A 16296-nucleotide genomic window follows, 5' to 3' on the forward strand; every position below is an offset into this window, starting at 1 on the left:
CAGCTACTTTTTTCGGTTCCATAATATCTGCAGTGGTAAATCCACTAAGAGGTATTAGGGAGTTTTTTTGGTTTGACTGTTGGAGTGCAGTTTGGTTTTTACCTTTTCCAAGCTTTGTTATTGCTGCTCCTGTTTTCTTTTTTCTTCTTCCTTGGTAATACCGTGACGTTTTGGCTCATCTTTTCGCATATAGTCTAGTTCGAAAGTGTGAGCTTTAGCGATGGCTTGTTCCAGAGAGTCTTTAAATTTTTCCTGATCTTTTGCTCGGTAGTAGGTGTTGGCTGATATAATATTGTTACCGATCTTAAAAAGATAGATACTTTCGATAACATCGCCATCAGTGTAGGGCATTGTTTGCTGATAGGCATAGACTGTTCGGCCGTGAATGGTCACAGGTGCATAGGTAATAAATCCATTTATTAAGTTATGAGAATTGGCGACATTATCGATGCTTCTGTTAAATCGCAACTGTTCCTGTCTCTTTAATTCCTGGGCAAAGACATACTGGGACTTGTTTATTTTAGCAAATTTTTTCCCCTCCTTTGAAGCTGCATAGTCTTTGACAGAGTTATATGGTTTTTGAGTTGCGATGATTTTAAAATAGGCGAAAGCACCTGAATTTCCTTTATGATTGAGAATAAGAATGTATTTTCCGAAGTTGCCGGTAGGCGCCTGCCGATCTTTATAGGTCTGCTCCCAATTTTTAGGAATCGAAACAGCAACAGCAGTACCGGGAAGCCAAGATTCATTTGCTTTTAATTCCTGCGGTTTCCTCTTTTGATAGCTGTCAGCCCAGTTCAGCAGTTGGGTCTTTTCATGCTGATCGGAAGCAGTCTGCGTGCCAGAATTCATGGCCTTTCGATAAGCCTTCTCATTAAAGAAGAGGGGGTCCTGGTACCTTTTCACAGCGACCAGGTAGTCCATTTCTGCTTCTGTATAGGGAAGGGGCTTGTTCATTAAAGCTCCATAGTAGGTTGGATAATCATTTTGGCGCCTTAATTTAAACACTTCGTAGCCGCCTACAAACAGCACAGCTATCAGCGCTATCCCTAAAATGATAAGAATGATGCGTCCGACTTTAGATTTAACAAATGTTTTCATAGGACTCTCCTTTTTAGATTGGTAACTGATAGTTTTATGGGCAGTTGATGGAAATACTCACTGTTTTGATTACCAGCCTGATAGATTTTTCAGGTTCATAAATGATCAATTTTGGGGACTTGCTTTTTGCAGAGAAAGCGCTTTTTTATTTAAGTATAGCATAAAAGGCTGCAAATGGGGATGTTAAATGAAAAATAGACTATCAGGATTTGGACAGATGCTAAAGCAATACAAAAACACTTAGAATCACTGTTACAATTGCGTGATTTTAAGTGTTTTTCTTCTAAAATGGAATCGAGCATTGCCCGCGCTTTTTTCAATGCTAACGGTTATCAATGGTTTCGGGATAGAGGTCGTGATTGGTCAGGCGGTAGTGGGCCATTTCTTCATATTTGCTGTTTGGGCGGCCGTAATTATAATAAGGGTCAATAGAAATACCGCCGCGCGGTGTAAACTTGCCCCAAACCTCAAGATAGCGCGGCTGCAGCAGTTCGACCAAGTCTTTGCCGATAGTATTGATGCAGTTTTCGTGGAAATCTCCGTGGTTGCGGTAGCTGAAAAGGTAGAGTTTGAGGGACTTGGATTCGACACATTTTTTATCTGGAATATAAGACAGATAAATGGTTGCGAAATCAGGCTGCCCGGTTATAGGGCACAGAGATGTGAATTCCGGACAGTTGAATTTGATGAAGTAATCGTTATCTTGATGCCGATTATCAAAAGCTTCTAAAATATGAGGATCGTAATCAAAGCTGTAGTCAGTCTTTTGATTTCCCAAAAGAGTTAAATCGTTCATTTCTTGTGTTTGTGACATTTTTTACCTTTCTAATTTAAACGCCGCGCTGGTTATCGTAGATTAATGTATGAAGCTGGGGCAATACTCGGACATTGCCCCAGGAATCATCCTGAGCAATGCGTTCCCATAGGTTTTTAAGCCTTGTCAGCTGGTGCTGGACAATATCACCGGAAGCCTTGGGCTCAGGATTCCCTGCTGATAAATAGAGAACATCGGGCTGATAGCGTTCCTGGATCATCTTAGCAAAATCCAGATCAGCCTCGTCAAATATAGGAATTTTATAGGTGACCTTTTGAGGGTCTAACTGGGAGACAATAAAGTCCAATGTGTCAAAATTGACATCCATTTTGCTGGAAGGGGGCTTGGGACTTAGAGTTACTTGGTCAATATCCTTTAGCCAGCTCTGCCAGCGTGAACCTTGTGTTTCAACAGCCAGTGTTACCTGCCGGTCCTTTAATTTGGCTACAAGTTCCGCCATGTTAGCTGCCAAAAGGCAGGGATTGCCTCCAGACAGCGTAACATAATCATAATGTCCCAATTTATCCAGTGCATCAATGACCTGATCGCTGGTCATCATAGTTGGTTTTTCAGAACCGTCCCAGGTAAAGGCGGAATCGCACCAATCGCAGTGATAGTCGCAGCCGCCCGTCCGCACAAACATGGTTTTTTGACCGATTGCCCGGCCTTCTCCCTGAAAAGTGGGGCCGAAAATTTCAAGAATCGGCAGTTTTAAAAGACGCTGTTTTTTCATGCTTCAAGCTCCCATTCCCTTTTAAATTCAGCATAGGCAGAAGGGGTCTCATAGAGACGGACAGATTCCATCTGCAGGCCGCGTTCTTTGGGTAAGGCTGCTTCAAAGGTCTTAAAAATCCAGTAGACCATATTTTCGGCTGTTGTATTCATATAGGGCAGGCTTTCATTGAGGTAGGCATGGTCCAGATGCGGTTCCAGCAGCTCTTGGTAGGTGCTTTTAATGCTGCCAAAATCATAAACCATGCCCTTATCATCTAAAAATCCGCTGACAGCAATCTGCAGGCGATAGGTATGCCCGTGCAGGGCCTTGCATTTTCCCTCATAGTTGAAGAGGTGGTGGGCTGCATCAAAGGTGAATTCCTTTGATACCAGCACACGTCTAGGGCAGTAGATTAGTGATTCTCCAGTTTCTTTTTTGATTTCTTTGGGTGCAGCAAACATTAATTTTTCTCCTTCTGAGCAAGATATTTATCCAGCCCTGCTTGGCGCAGATGACAGGCAGGGCACTCTCCGCAGCCGGCACCGCGGATGCCATTGTAGCAAGTCAGTGTTTTCTCACGGACATAGTCGAACTTCCCCAGACTATCCGCTAAAGCCCAGGTTTCAGCCTTATCCAGCCACATTAGAGGCGTTTGAATGACAAATTCGTAATCCATAGCCAGATTTAAGGTGACGTTGAGTGATTTGACAAAGACATCGCGGCAGTCTGGATAGCCTGAGAAGTCTGTCTGGCAGACACCTGTTACCAGATCAGTAATGCCCAGCTGCTTAGCTAAAACAGCAGCAAAAGAAAGGAACAGGTGATTTCTGCCGTCAACAAAAGTATTGGGAACCTGTCCCTCTTTTGCTTCGATGTTTATGTCGGAAGTGAGGGCGTTCTCTGTTATTTGTCCCAATAAGGACATATCAAGAACACGATGTTTTACTCCTTGCTCAGCAGCGATTTCTTTAGCGACTGCTAGTTCCTGGCTGTGACGCTGACCGTAGGCAAAAGTAACTGTTTCAACATGTTCATAATGCTGCAGAGCCCAAAAAAGGCAGGTTGTAGAATCTTGACCGCCGCTAAAAACGACGAGAGCTGATTGACGTTTCATAATAACTCCTTTAATTAAGATACGGTAGAGGATTGTTATCTAAGTGCTCTGCACTTGATAACAAACGCCAATCACCATAGTGAATTGGCTACCTCTCCCACTAACTTCGTTTGCTTAGTAAGATTGACTAACCAAACGAAGTGTCGCAAAGGGCGTGAAGAAATCCGTATAAAAATAGGAAACTAACGCTGTGTCCCCAAGACACAAGGAAGTTTATCTTTTTTACTAGGATTTTAGCTCGTGTTCAATTAGTAAGATACGGCAGAGGAATGTTATCTAAGTGCTTTGCACTTGATAACAAACGAAGCTGGACAAAAACTTGTCCAATATTCCTGTTTTGGAATAAGCTCTTGGCGCAGTGGTTGGGAGTAAGACTTGTTGGCTATGCCAACTTAGTCTTACCCCTGCACAGTTCATTAGGTGCTTTAGCTCCAATGAACCACTGCTGGCTGGCTTTCCTTTTGCCACAAAGCCAAAGCGGAAAATCTAGCCAACTGTGCGGGGTGGGTTGAAAAGGTCTGGGAGACCTTTTTAATCGGGAAATGAAGCTTGCAAAGCAAGTGTCAAAAACGGTCTGGGGAGAGACCGTTTCAGGTCGCCACCTTAAAACCAAGACGTGGTGAGAACCAAAATTTTCAATTTTTAGGTTGATCCCACTCCCTGCCTCTCCCGATAACTTCGCTTGGTTAGTAAGATCGGCTAACCAAACAAAGGGTCGCAATGGGCGTTAAGAAAGCGAGAAGAAATAGGAGCCTGACGCCATGCGCTTTGCGCATAAGGCAGGCTGTCTTTTCTCGATGCTTTTAGCCCGTGTTCAATTTTTATTGTCATTTTTTGCATAGAAAAAGGGAGCAGGACAAAACTCCGTAAAAACCATTAGCGGAATTTTGTCTCGCTCCTTTTAGATGCTGCTAAGACCAGCTGCTTGTTAAGGGCAGATAATCTTTGTCAGTTGGATCTATGCAGACTTTCAAAGCAACCTAAACTGAAGAGGCTCTTTGAAATAACTGTCTGGTTTTTTTTACGGATGGCTTTTCCCAAACATCCTTATCTAATTCTTCAATATGGTAACATGAAACATCAGTAAAATCAAGTTTTTCAGATTAATGCAAAGGAGGCACTGTCAATAGCAGACCCCTCACGGTCAATCAAGCAGCAAAAAATAGTTCTCATAGAAACTTTTTTCTTGACACTATTTTTAGAAGTCGTTATAATAGTTCTCATGAGAACTATTAGACGGTTTTCAGAAAGAATGAGGTGTTTTCATGAAAGAACCTTTTGATCTTTTTAGGAATTTTATCAATACAGTGGAAGCGGCGGTTCAGGAACTGGCTAAAGAAAACGGTATTGAACATTTGGGAGGGCCTCAGGGCCGAACAGTCAGTTATCTTTTTAGAAATCGAGATAAAGAAATTTTTATTAAGGATATTGAGGAAAGACTGCACATTTCAAAGTCGGTTGCCAGCAATCTCATCAAGAGAATGGAGAAAAATGGCTTTATTTCCATAATTCCGTCTCAAAAAGATAAGCGCTGTAAGCAGATTGTGCTGACTTCTTTAGGTCTTGAAAAGGCTGAGGACATTATCACCTTTCATCAAAACATTCATGAGCAGCTGTTAAAAGGTATTGATAAAGCAGATATTGAGACTGCTCACAAGGTTTTTGAACAAATTAAAAAAAATTTAGAAAAATAGGAGCAACCCATGTTTAAGATTTTTAAACGATTAAGCGCCAAGGAATGGGGCATGATTCTCCTGAGCACGGTCTTTATTTGCTTGGGCGTCTGGATGGATTTAAAAACACCGGAATATATGTCAAAGATCACGACCCTGCTGCAGACAAAAGGAACAACGACTTCAGATATTATGAAGCCGGGTTCTAAAATGCTCATGTTCTCCTTTGGCAGTTTTTTGATGGCCGTTTTTGTCGGCTTTTTAGCAGCAAGAACAGCTGCCGGTTTTACAACGCGCCTGCGTTCGGACATTTTCAATCAGGTCATGGATTATTCGGATGCTGAGATTAAGAAATTTTCCATTCCCAGCCTTTTGACGCGAACCACCAACGACCTGACCCAGCTGCAGATTATGATTACCATGGGAATGCAGGTGGTAACCCGCGGTCCTATTATGGCTGTTTGGGCACTGACTAAAATTTGGGGCAAGAGTGATGAGTGGACCGGTGCAGTCGGAGTAGCTGTGCTTATGGTTTTGATCTTGCTGTTTGTCCTAATGTTTGTCGCTTTTCCAAGGCAGCGCAAGGTGCAGGGCCTGACAGACGCCCTCAACTCAACGACCCGTGAATCTCTGAGCGGTGTTCGTGTTGTACGTGCCTACAATGCAGAAGATTATCAGGAAAATAAATTTAAGGAAGAAAATAAAAATCTGACTAAACTAAATTTATTTGTTTACCGTCTCATGTCACTGATGAATCCGGTCATGACAGTCGTTTCAAGCGGTCTGACACTGGCTATCTATTGGATCGGCTCTTATTTGATTGATGACATTAGCATTCCAAGAACCAGTATGACCGCGGCGGCAGCAGCAGTTAAGGATCGGGTTAATGTTTTCAGTGATATGGTTGTTTTCTCATCTTATGCCATGCAGATTGTTATTGGCTTTATGATGATGGTTGCTATCTTTATTATCCTGCCGCGTGCCCTTGTTTCTGCCAAACGGATTAACGAAGTACTGGCGCTTGAGCCATCCATACAGTTCAAGAAAACTTCTAAGGAAACTAACGGTCAAAAAGGGGAAATTGAATTTCACGATGTTTCCTTCCGTTACAGCAAGAATTCCCGCGCTGTGATAGAGCATGTTTCCTTTAAAGCAAAAGCCGGCCAAACGGTTGCCTTTATTGGTTCGACGGGTTCGGGAAAATCGACCTTAATCAATTTGATTCCGCGTTTTTACGATGCGACAGAAGGCTGGATCAAGGTCGATGGTGTTAAGATTCAGGACTACAGCCACGATGATTTGAACAAGAAAGTGGGCTATATTCCGCAAAAAGCAGTGCTTTTCAGCGGTACCATCCGCTCCAATATGGAATTTGGCGAGAGCAGCCAAACACCGCTGGATGATGCGAAAATTTGGGAGGCGCTTGAGCTGGCTCAGGCCAAAGATTTTGTTGAAGGCAAGGAAAAAGGCCTTGATACAGAAGTGGCACAGGGCGGAACTAATTTTTCCGGCGGACAGAAACAGCGCCTAGCAATTGCGCGTGCTCTTGCCCGCAAGCCTGAGATTCTCATTTTTGATGATTCCTTCTCAGCACTGGATTATAAGACCGATAGGATTCTGCGTGCTGACCTGAGAAAGAAAACCAAAGATATGACCAAATTGATCGTCGCTCAGCGCATTTCAACCATTATGAATGCCGATCAAATTTTGGTATTGGATAAAGGAAAGGTCGTCGGTCAGGGAACTCATAAAGAGCTCTTGGCTAATAATGAAATTTATCAGGAAATTGCTTATTCACAATTATCTAAGGAGGAGTTAGAAAATGGACAATAAAAAGAAATCATTATTAAGCCAGATGGCTCCTTACCTTAAGGGCTATAAGGCCTTATTTGCTCTGGCTGTTATTTTTACAGTTGCTTCCAGTACGATTACAGTTATTGGACCTGACCGGCTTAAGGAAATGACCGATACGGTGACCAAGGGGCTTGCAGGAAAGATTGATCTGGATAAAATTGCTGAAATCGCCTTTACTCTGGCACTGATGTATATTGGCGGAGCTCTGGTTTCTTACGCTGCAAGTTTTATTGTATCAACCTTGATTCAAGGATTCTCTCAGCGGCTGCGCAATGCCATTGCTGATAAAATTAATAAGGTGCCGCTCAAGTATTTTGATAGCCATTCACAAGGAGATACCTTATCTCGCGTGACCAATGACGTAGATTTGATGACCCAATCTTTCAACCAAAGTTTGGTTTCAATGGTAGCGGCAGTTGTTCTTTTGATCGGTTCAATCTTTATGATGATTAAGACAAACGGCGCTCTGGCCGCAACAGCCATTCTATCTGTTTTTGCAGGATTTGCTCTGTCAAGTATCATCATGGTAAAAAGCCAGCCGCTCTTTAAAAGCCAGCAAAAAAATCTGGCCAATGTCAGCGGCTATGTCGAAGAAATCTATTCGGGACATAATGTCGTTTCCAGTTACAATGCGCGCCGGCAAAGCAAGGAGCAGTTTGAAGTTTTAAATAGCCAGCTCTTTTCCAGTATGTGGAAGTCGCAGTTCTTCTCTGGGATTATGATGCCCTTGATGCAGTTCATTGGTAATTTTGGCTATGTCATGGTCTGTATTGTGGGAGCCCGCATGGCCCTAAACGGTGATGTGACTATGGGAACTATCGTTGCTTTCATGACTTATGTCCGCATCTTTACCCAGCCTATTTCACAAATTGCACAGGGCATTACCCAGCTTCAGTCAGCCAATGCTGCCATGGGGCGCGTTTTTGAATTTCTGGATGAAGAAGAAATGGAAGCAGAAGACCACAAGCAAAGGCAGCTTGCCACCGTTAAAGGAGATGTTAGCTTTGACAATGTCTTCTTTGGTTATCAGCCGAATAAAACCATTATTCATGATTTTTCAGCCCATGCAAAAGCCGGACAGAAAGTGGCCATTGTCGGTCCGACAGGTGCTGGGAAAACAACCATCGTCAATCTGCTGATGCGTTTTTATGAAGTTGGCAAAGGTAGCATTTCCATCGATGGTGTCAATGTGCACGATATGAAGCGTGAAGAGGTGCATGATGCCTTTGCTATGGTCCTTCAGGATACCTGGCTTTTCGAGGGAACTGTTAAGGAAAATCTGATTTACAATCAGGAACATATTACAGATGAACAAGTAATTGCAGCAGCCAAAGCTGTTGGTGTTCACCATTTCATCAAAACGCTGCCTGAAGGCTACGATACGGTCTTAGATGATTCGGTAACCTTATCAATTGGCCAAAAGCAGCTCTTGACGATTGCGCGGGCTCTGCTCAAAGATTCACCGTTGCTTATTCTTGACGAAGCAACATCATCTGTTGACACCAGAACAGAAGAGCTGATTCAAAAAGCGATGGATAAGCTGATGGAAGGCAGAACCTCCTTCGTCATTGCTCACCGCCTCTCAACTATTCGCAATGCGGATCTCATTCTTGTAATGAAAGACGGTAACATTATTGAGCAAGGCAATCACGACGAGCTTATGGCTCAAGATGGCTTCTATGCTGATCTTTACAACAGCCAGTTCACGGAAGAAGATGACGCGGCTTAATTTAATTAAGAATGCTGAGACAGCTCGTCTCAGCATTTTTTCTATCAAATAAAATGTTTGAAAGTTTGTTAAAGCAGAGCCTTTTAAAAAGTGATGGCATTTACAATCAAATAGTTAGATAAAAGCTGAAAATTATTCTACAATAAGAGCAAGAAAAAAGGAGGCTATGCTTATGGCAACATTTCATGGGGAAACAATCACATTAGCAGGAACCAAACTGCAGGTCGGTGATACAGCACCGGATTTTGTGTTGACAGATACGGGTTTGTCTAAAAAGACTTTGGCAGATTTTGCCGGCAAGAAAAAGGTTATCAGCGTTGTTCCGTCCATTGATACCGGGGTTTGCGATGCTCAGACCCGTCGTTTTAATCAGGAATTGGCAGACGCTGACAATACTGTTGTCATTACGGTATCTGTTGATTTACCTTTTGCCCAAGCGCGCTGGTGCGGCGCGGCTGGTTTAGATGATGTGGTGACTCTGTCAGATTACTATGACCATTCATTTGGCAAGGCTTATGGTTTACTGATTAATGAACTGCATTTGCTTGGACGAGCTGTTTTCGTTCTTGATGCGAACAATAAAATTACCTATCTTGAATATTTAGATGAAATGGGCAGTCATCCTAATTATGAAGCTGCTCTGGCGGCTGTTAAAGTAGTTAAATAAGCTAATAGAAAAGGCACAGCGGCCGTCAAGAGAGTTGGATAATTGTATATCGGAGGCTGGGCAAAAACTCTTCCAATATTCCTGTTTTGGAAAAGGCTCTTGACGCAGTGGTTGGGGGTAAGACTTGTTGGCTATGCCAAGAAGTCTTACCCCTGCACAGTTCATTAGGTGCTTTAGCACCAATGAACCACTGCTGGTTGGCTTTCCTTTTGCCACAAGGCCAAAGCAGAAAACCTAAACAAATGTGATGAACAGCGTTCATCTTATTTCCAACCTCAAAAGATCCCCCAGACCTTTTGAGCTGTGCGGGGTGGGTTGAAAAGGTCTGGGAGACCTTTTTAATCGGGAAATGAAGCTTGCAAAGCAAGTGTCAAAAACGGTCTGGGGAGAGACCGTTTCAGGTCACCGCCTAGAAATTAGGAAGTGGTGAGAACCAAAAATTTCAATTTTTGGGTTGATCCCACTCCCTTTTTGTGCTGTGACAGCCCCTAAAGTGGATAGTGAAAGCTATCTACTTTCTTTTTCTTTGTAATCATTAGTAAGTGAATGTCGTGAACACCCCCAAATATGTCGTGAATGGGAAAAATGCCTCTTGATTTCTCACTAAAATGACCATTCACGATCTATTTGATACCATTCACGACAATCGCCACACAAACGTATCAAAATAAGTTATACTATGAGTGTTTCTTGGCCAAGGTTACATGACTACCGCGGGAGGGACGGCATTTCTTGGGCCATACGCTATTGGTACTGGGGTCTTTGGCGCTTTAATTGGAGGTGCTGGAGGAGAAATGACTTCCTGCGGTTAATTAATGATGCATTACAATAAGATTTATAAAGGAAAAGCACAAAAGCAGATTTCGCTGCTTTTCCTTCCTTTTGTTTATTTCTATTGATATGAAAACCTCTTTTGGGAGATAAGGAGAAAAGATATGTTCGAGAAAGAAAGTCAGAAATTGAAGTTATTGAGATTGTTAACAGCTCAGCTGATTGCTGTCTGCCTGCTGATTATGCTTTTGACACAGGCTATTTTTAAGTCTCCTCTGCTTGTTCAGATTTGCTTTTTAATCATCACTTTTTGTACGGCGGCATTGAATTATTATTTTGTCAAAGAAATCAGAAAGGCTGCCCCAAAAGAAACTTCTGTTTCCGCAGTTGCTCATCAGCTCATCTTTGCTGCCGTCTTCTTGTTGTTAACCGTTTTAAGCTGCTATAAGGCTATTCATGTAAAAGCAGTTTATAGCATCATTATTTTTTCAACTATTGCTGTCATCAGTTTTATTCTTTTTATCCTTTTGTTATGGGGAATAAAATATGTCAGACAGGCCCAACAGTCTTCAAAAGGTTCTGACGATTAATCAATGATAGATCAAAACTTACCATTGCTCGTATGGTAAGTTTTTTAGTGTTTACTCCAGATAACGAATATATCAAAATTTCAAAGTCAGTTTTTTCATCGAAACGATATGAGATCTTAGGCAATATCTTCTAATGTTAGAAATTTAGAATGTCATTTGATAAAATAAGGTTTCTTTAATCTTCTATGATATAATAGAGCAAGTAAGCAAAAAGGATGAATGATGTCACAAGAAACAATTTATGGGAAGTATGAAGCTTATTTGCCTCAAATTTTAGAGGATTTGAGCCGAAAAATTCAAGCCGAAAACCAGCGTGTAAAGGCAGAAACTGGATTTAAACTGTTTGAGCATTTCCTTGCACGGGTTAAAACCAATGACAGCATGATCGAAAAATGCCAGCGCAAAAATCTTCCCCTAACGGCTGAGTCCGCCCTCAAGGAAGTTCGAGATGCGATTGGGATTCGCATTATCTGCGGTTTTGTTGATGATATTTATAAAACAGTTGCTATCCTTAAAAAAATGGATGGTATCAGCGTTTACAATGAAAAAGATTATATTGATCAGGCTAAACCTAACGGTTACCGCTCTTATCATTTGATTTTGGAAATAAGGACACCTTTTGAGGATTGTTTAGGCCGGCTGCCGGGAAACTATTTTGCGGAAGTTCAGTTAAGGACCATAGCTATGGATTCCTGGGCGAGTTTGGAACATCAAATGAAGTACAAACATGATATTAAGAATCCTGAACGCATTGTTAAGGAACTGAAGCGCTGCGCGGACGAATTGGCTTCCTGTGATCTTTCCATGCAGACTATCCGAAATTTAATTGCAGAAAGCGGTGAGTGAAATGTCTTTGAGTATTTTACTGGCAGAAGATGAAGAACAGCTGTCACGTGTGTATACAGCGGCTCTAGAGCATCAGGGCTATCGGGTTGATCAAGTTTATAACGGACAGGATGCTGTGAAAAAAGCAAGTGACAATGTCTATGATGTTTTTATTTTGGATATTATGATGCCAGTAAAAACGGGTCTGGAAGCCTTGCGTGATATCCGTGCCAGCGGAGACAGCACCCATGCGATTATGTTAACGGCGATGTCGGAAATAGAAGACAAGGTGACTGGTTTGGAAGCCGGTGCAGATGACTATTTAACGAAACCTATTTCGCTCAAAGAACTTTTGGCTCGTATGGCTTCCCTGGAGCGGCGTCTGGACAGCTTTACCGATAAAATCCTGACCTGTGGCAGCGTCAAGCTTGATATTGCCCAGCAGGAAATGGCAGCCGGCAATTCTATCCGCCTAGCGGGAAAAGAAGCAAAATTAATGGCTTTTTTTATGCTTAATCCTAATAAATCTTTGTCCACTAAGGAAATTTTCCAGCATGTTTGGGCCAAGGATGACAACCCTGAAATTGATGATGGCTATGTCTTTATCTATGTTTCCTATCTCAGACAAAAGCTCAAAGCCATTAAAGCGAATCTTGCTATCCTAGGGAAAGAAAATGGCGATTTCACTCTCGTGGAAACGGCAGGTGATGATTATGCTTCGTAAGATTAGATTTCGCTTTATTTTAATTTCATCTCTTGCCATTCTGGGAATTTTATTATCTTTTATCATTATTTTCAACTCAGTTCACTATGTTCAAAATAATAGGGAGGTTGAATCCGTCCTGCGGATTCTGTCCAAAAACAGCGGTACATTCCCGAAGCCTGACGACATTAATAAGGATCCGGAAAGAAGAAATCTATCAGGAACTATTGTTGATCAGTATCAATATTATAGCTTTATTATTAAAAATAAAAAGGAAATAACGTCTTTTAATGTGCAGCATATTCCTGATGTGGACAGGGAACAGATCGCTCAGTACATGGAAGATATCAATCTGAACAGCCAAAAAATAGGTTATTTTAAGAGAAACTATCATTTTTACGCCTACAAGGTAACAAATCTCAAAGAAAAGGATAAGCAGCTGGTAGTTGTTTTGGATGCGACGCGTTTTATTGATGACCGTTCAGGATTATTGACCCTTTCTATTAGAATGTCATTTTACAGCTTCATTCTTTTCATTCTTATTGTTTCTGTTTTTTCGGGCTTTGCTATTAAACCTTATGTTGAGAATTATGAGAAACAGAAGCGTTTCATTACAAATGCTGGACATGAATTAAAAACACCGCTATCTATTATTTCGGCCAATAATGAGCTGCAGGAACTGACAACCGGCGAGACAGAATGGACTAAGAGCACAAAGGACCAAGTCGAACGCCTGACGCATCTAATCAATCAGCTGGTTAGTTTGGCAAGATTAGAAGAACAGACGGATGTTGTTCTTGAAAGTGTTCATTTTTCAAAAATTGCACAGGAAGCAGCAGAGGCTTTTAAAGCTCCTATCATTAAAGACGGGAAAACTTTTGAGATGGCCATTGATGCTAATATCTATGTCAAGGCTGAAGAAAAATCTTTGTTTGAATTAGTTACTCTTTTGGTGGATAATGCTAATAAGTACTGTGATGAGGGCGAAACAGTGAGCGTTAAACTCAGCAAAACCAGCGGCTTTAAAAAGGCGAAGCTAGAGGTTTCAAATACCTTTAAAGAAGGTGCGAAAATTGATTACAGCCGTTTCTTTGACCGTTTTTATCGGGAAGACGAATCTCACAATAATCAAACATCCGGTTATGGTATTGGACTGTCAATGGCGCAGAGCATTGTGAACATTTTTAAAGGAAAAATTTCGGTCTCTTATAAAAATGATGCCATCACTTTTAAGATCCTGCTCTAAGGTCAACGATCAAAAAACCTGAGACACGATGTCTCAGATCAGGTTGTAGACAAACTCTATAGTTAGCATTTCACGAGCACACACATCTTAGGATAGTATCAATTCACAATCTATAAGAAAAATAGGCGAATTGAACGAGCCTGGACCAGATACTTTCCGCTGTAGCAAAAACGCCAGAAATAAGTGATTTCTGGCGTTCGGAGATTTTGAGACTTGGGCTCAAAATCTAGGTATGAAATTCCAAAGGAAGTTGCTGCGACGATTGCCGTTAGAAATCGATACTATTTCTAATGGCAATCTAATGCAAAACCTAGTCAAAAGCTATAGCGTTGGCGTTTGGTTTTGCCGTCCGTGCTACCTAAGGAAAGTATCATAACACAATAGTTCTTTTGATAAAAATTGACTTTTTCTTCAGTCTAAGTCTAACCTGAGACATCAGTGTCTCAGGTTTTTTAATGGCAATAAACTCTTGACGCAGCAGCTGGGAGTAAGCCTGACTTGACCATGCCGGTTTTAGTTTTACCCCTTCCCAACTCATAGCTGCTCTAATAACATCAGCCGCTGCTGGCTGTAATTCTCGCGTCTTGATTTTTAGAATCGAAATTTTAACAATTACTGGATTGTTTGGGCTGACAAATCAGACTAGGATAATTGAACTCCAGCTGAAAGCAAAGTTTTTTGAAACTTTCCTTGGGTAATTTGAGCAGCAATCATGTCTGTCCCACTCTCCTTTTTGAATCTGCTAGAAAAGATAGAGGATGGCCGTGATAATAGCCAAACCGCCCTGCGTCAGTAAAATCTTAGGATTGCTGCTGTAAGCACCGTATGCAGCTACCAAAATGATGTAAATCAAAATGGGCAGGATGAGCGCTGTATTAAAAATCAGTCCGTAAAGCAATCCCAGCCCCAGGAGACCATTGTAAATCCCTTGATTTTTAAAAAGAGTGCTGATTTCTTTTTCTCCTAATTTTTCCTGAGTCATAGCAAATACCTGTGCCGTTTTGGCAGACTGCGTTGCCAAGGTCTCCAAATACATGATGTAGAAAAATTCCAAGGCAACTAAAATAACTAAAATTGTTTTAATGAGTGACATATCTTCCTCCTTATACTGCCTTAGTATTATAAGATTTGTCTCTGAACTTTGCAAATGATTAGACTGATTGTTATCCTAAAGGACCTTTGATGCCGTTTTGAAAGGCCGCAAAGGGTTTAGCGCAGGCAAAAACAGCTTATAAAACAAGTAGTAGCAGAGCTGTCAGCGATGCTGCTGAAGTTTGTCAGCTGCTGAGACTGCTGTCTGTTAGGCTGTCTTTGACAGCGGAGATGAATTCTTGTGTGATGGCAGACTTTTGCTTGCGGTTATTGCTAACAAAGCCGAGGGTGTGCTTTTTGCTGTCTTTGAGAGGGATGAGGACAATCTGATCCTTGATGAAACTGTTGACAATCCCCAGTCCTGAAGCATAGGCGTCAGACCCGCAGAGGATATTCATGATAGTGCCGCGGTCATTGCTGTAAAAAACAGCTTGGTTCTCCGGAATATCCAAGGTGTCCTCGTCAAAGTTCAGACCGGCTGTTTCCTGTCTAAAGCGCACCTGTTTATAATCCTTGAGCTGTGATTTTTCAATGAGCTTTTGCTTAGCTAAAGGGTGGCCTTTTCTCAAAAAAATGCGTGTCGGGAAATCACCGAGTGCCGTAAAGGTCAGATTGTGCTGCTTGAAATAGCGTTCCAAAATATGGCGGTTATCGTCATTGAGATAGAGAATCCCCAGATCGCTTTCAAAATTGAGGACACTTTCAAGGATTTTCTTGGTCGTTGTTTCGATAAGGTGGAAATGCTGATAATCATCCTTGAAACGCTCTGCTATTTCAAGAAGAGCAATGGTTAAAAAGTCATAGTGGTGCGAACTGATGGTAAAGCTGTTCTTGTAATTATCCTGATAGCGCTGCTGAAGCAGGTCTATTTCTCCCAAAATGCGCTTGACGTATTTAAGAAAATCATAGCCGTCATCCGTCAAATGGGTTCCGGTATTTGAGCGGATAAAAAGCTGGACACCCAGCTCTTCCTCCAGTTCTTTAATAGATGAGGAAAGATTGGGCTGAGTGACATAAAGACTTTTTGCAGCTTCGCTGAAAGAACCTGCCTTGGCAATAGCCTCAACATAGCGGCATTGTTGGATATTCATAACGATTCCCCTCTTCTTGATTTTTTCTGACATTATAACAAAAGAAGCAGCAGAAAATCTGCAAAAAGCTGATAGAAAAAAGTAAAGAGGTGATACATTTTTCTTATAGACCGCTGTTCGTTTTCTTTCAAACATTGATACTGATGCTAAACTAAAGGACCAATGGCCTCAACATAGCGTTATTTATAGCAATCAATGATAAATATAGATTAGGCAGACTCAGCAGGAGATGCTACGATAAAACCAAGTTTTATGTTACAAAGGGGCTAAACAGCCGCAGTTGTTTTACCAGCATTAGGGGTCGCTTTTTT

At 41.7% G+C, this 16296-nt stretch carries 15 protein-coding genes and 1 pseudogene; 9 read left to right on the forward strand and 7 right to left on the reverse strand.

Going from position 1 to position 16296, the window contains the following annotated elements; translation table 11 throughout:
* Window positions 1-117: 117 nt before the first annotated feature.
* The 5 genes from BMI76_RS04200 to queC form a co-directional block, all read right to left on the reverse strand.
* A complete protein-coding gene (locus BMI76_RS04200; RefSeq protein ID WP_075346353.1) occupies window positions 118-1101 on the reverse strand; it encodes a hypothetical protein in 984 nt (327 codons plus the stop codon).
* 322 nt (window positions 1102-1423) lie between these two features.
* Window positions 1424-1915, reverse strand: coding sequence for a preQ(1) synthase (gene queF, locus BMI76_RS04205; RefSeq protein ID WP_075346354.1), 492 nt, complete (start codon window positions 1913-1915; stop codon window positions 1424-1426).
* A 16-nt stretch (window positions 1916-1931) separates the two neighbouring features.
* A complete protein-coding gene (queE, locus tag BMI76_RS04210; protein WP_075346355.1) occupies window positions 1932-2648 on the reverse strand; it encodes a 7-carboxy-7-deazaguanine synthase QueE in 717 nt (238 codons plus the stop codon).
* The gene (queD, locus tag BMI76_RS04215; protein WP_075346356.1) at window positions 2645-3091 is read right to left on the reverse strand and encodes a 6-carboxytetrahydropterin synthase QueD; all 447 of its coding nucleotides are present in this window, start codon (window positions 3089-3091) and stop codon (window positions 2645-2647) included. The genes queE and queD overlap by 4 nt, the downstream gene beginning before the upstream one ends.
* Window positions 3091-3744 carry a 7-cyano-7-deazaguanine synthase QueC gene (queC, locus tag BMI76_RS04220; protein WP_075346357.1) on the reverse strand — a complete coding sequence of 218 codons (654 nt, stop codon included), beginning with the start codon at window positions 3742-3744 and terminating at the stop codon, window positions 3091-3093. The genes queD and queC overlap by 1 nt, the downstream gene beginning before the upstream one ends.
* Window positions 3745-5009: 1265 nt before the next feature.
* Between queC and BMI76_RS04230 the strand changes: the two genes are divergently transcribed.
* The 9 genes and pseudogenes from BMI76_RS04230 to BMI76_RS04270 all read left to right on the forward strand — a co-directional run bounded on the left by BMI76_RS04230 (window position 5010) and on the right by BMI76_RS04270 (window position 13802).
* A complete protein-coding gene (locus BMI76_RS04230; protein ID WP_075346359.1) occupies window positions 5010-5438 on the forward strand; it encodes a MarR family winged helix-turn-helix transcriptional regulator in 429 nt (142 codons plus the stop codon).
* Between the two features lie 9 nt (window positions 5439-5447).
* Window positions 5448-7250, forward strand: a complete 1803-nt coding sequence (locus BMI76_RS04235; RefSeq protein WP_075346360.1) for an ABC transporter ATP-binding protein — start codon at window positions 5448-5450, stop codon at window positions 7248-7250.
* Complete coding sequence (locus BMI76_RS04240; RefSeq protein WP_075346361.1) at window positions 7240-9000, forward strand: ABC transporter ATP-binding protein; 1761 nt, start codon at window positions 7240-7242, stop codon at window positions 8998-9000. Before BMI76_RS04235 ends, BMI76_RS04240 begins: the two co-directional genes overlap by 11 nt.
* A gap of 172 nt (window positions 9001-9172) precedes the next feature.
* On the forward strand, window positions 9173-9667 hold the full coding sequence (gene tpx / locus BMI76_RS04245; protein WP_075346362.1) for a thiol peroxidase: 495 nt from the start codon (window positions 9173-9175) through the stop codon (window positions 9665-9667).
* A 692-nt stretch (window positions 9668-10359) separates the two neighbouring features.
* Window positions 10360-10479: pseudogene (locus tag BMI76_RS10810) on the forward strand (ComC/BlpC family peptide pheromone/bacteriocin); the annotation flags it as partial.
* A 123-nt stretch (window positions 10480-10602) separates the two neighbouring features.
* Complete coding sequence (locus tag BMI76_RS04255; protein WP_075346364.1) at window positions 10603-11028, forward strand: hypothetical protein; 426 nt, start codon at window positions 10603-10605, stop codon at window positions 11026-11028.
* A gap of 222 nt (window positions 11029-11250) precedes the next feature.
* Window positions 11251-11874 (forward strand): GTP pyrophosphokinase family protein, encoded by a 624-nt coding sequence (locus BMI76_RS04260; protein WP_075346473.1) that lies wholly within the window; start codon window positions 11251-11253, stop codon window positions 11872-11874.
* Between the two features lies 1 nt (window position 11875).
* Window positions 11876-12577 (forward strand): response regulator transcription factor, encoded by a 702-nt coding sequence (locus tag BMI76_RS04265; protein WP_075346365.1) that lies wholly within the window; start codon window positions 11876-11878, stop codon window positions 12575-12577.
* Window positions 12567-13802, forward strand: a complete 1236-nt coding sequence (locus tag BMI76_RS04270; protein WP_180372828.1) for a HAMP domain-containing sensor histidine kinase — start codon at window positions 12567-12569, stop codon at window positions 13800-13802. The genes BMI76_RS04265 and BMI76_RS04270 overlap by 11 nt, the downstream gene beginning before the upstream one ends.
* A 742-nt stretch (window positions 13803-14544) precedes the next feature.
* Here the strand turns inward: BMI76_RS04270 and BMI76_RS04275 are convergent.
* Window positions 14545-14895, reverse strand: coding sequence for a DUF1304 domain-containing protein (locus BMI76_RS04275; protein ID WP_075346367.1), 351 nt, complete (start codon window positions 14893-14895; stop codon window positions 14545-14547).
* 184 nt (window positions 14896-15079) lie between these two features.
* Window positions 15080-15985: a LysR family transcriptional regulator gene (locus BMI76_RS04280; RefSeq protein WP_075346368.1), complete on the reverse strand. Its 906-nt coding sequence runs from the start codon at window positions 15983-15985 to the stop codon at window positions 15080-15082.
* Window positions 15986-16296 lie beyond the last annotated feature (311 nt).

Origin of the sequence: Streptococcus sp. 'caviae', assembly GCF_001937065.1 — a bacterium.
In the GTDB taxonomy this organism is placed as follows: domain Bacteria; phylum Bacillota; class Bacilli; order Lactobacillales; family Streptococcaceae; genus Streptococcus.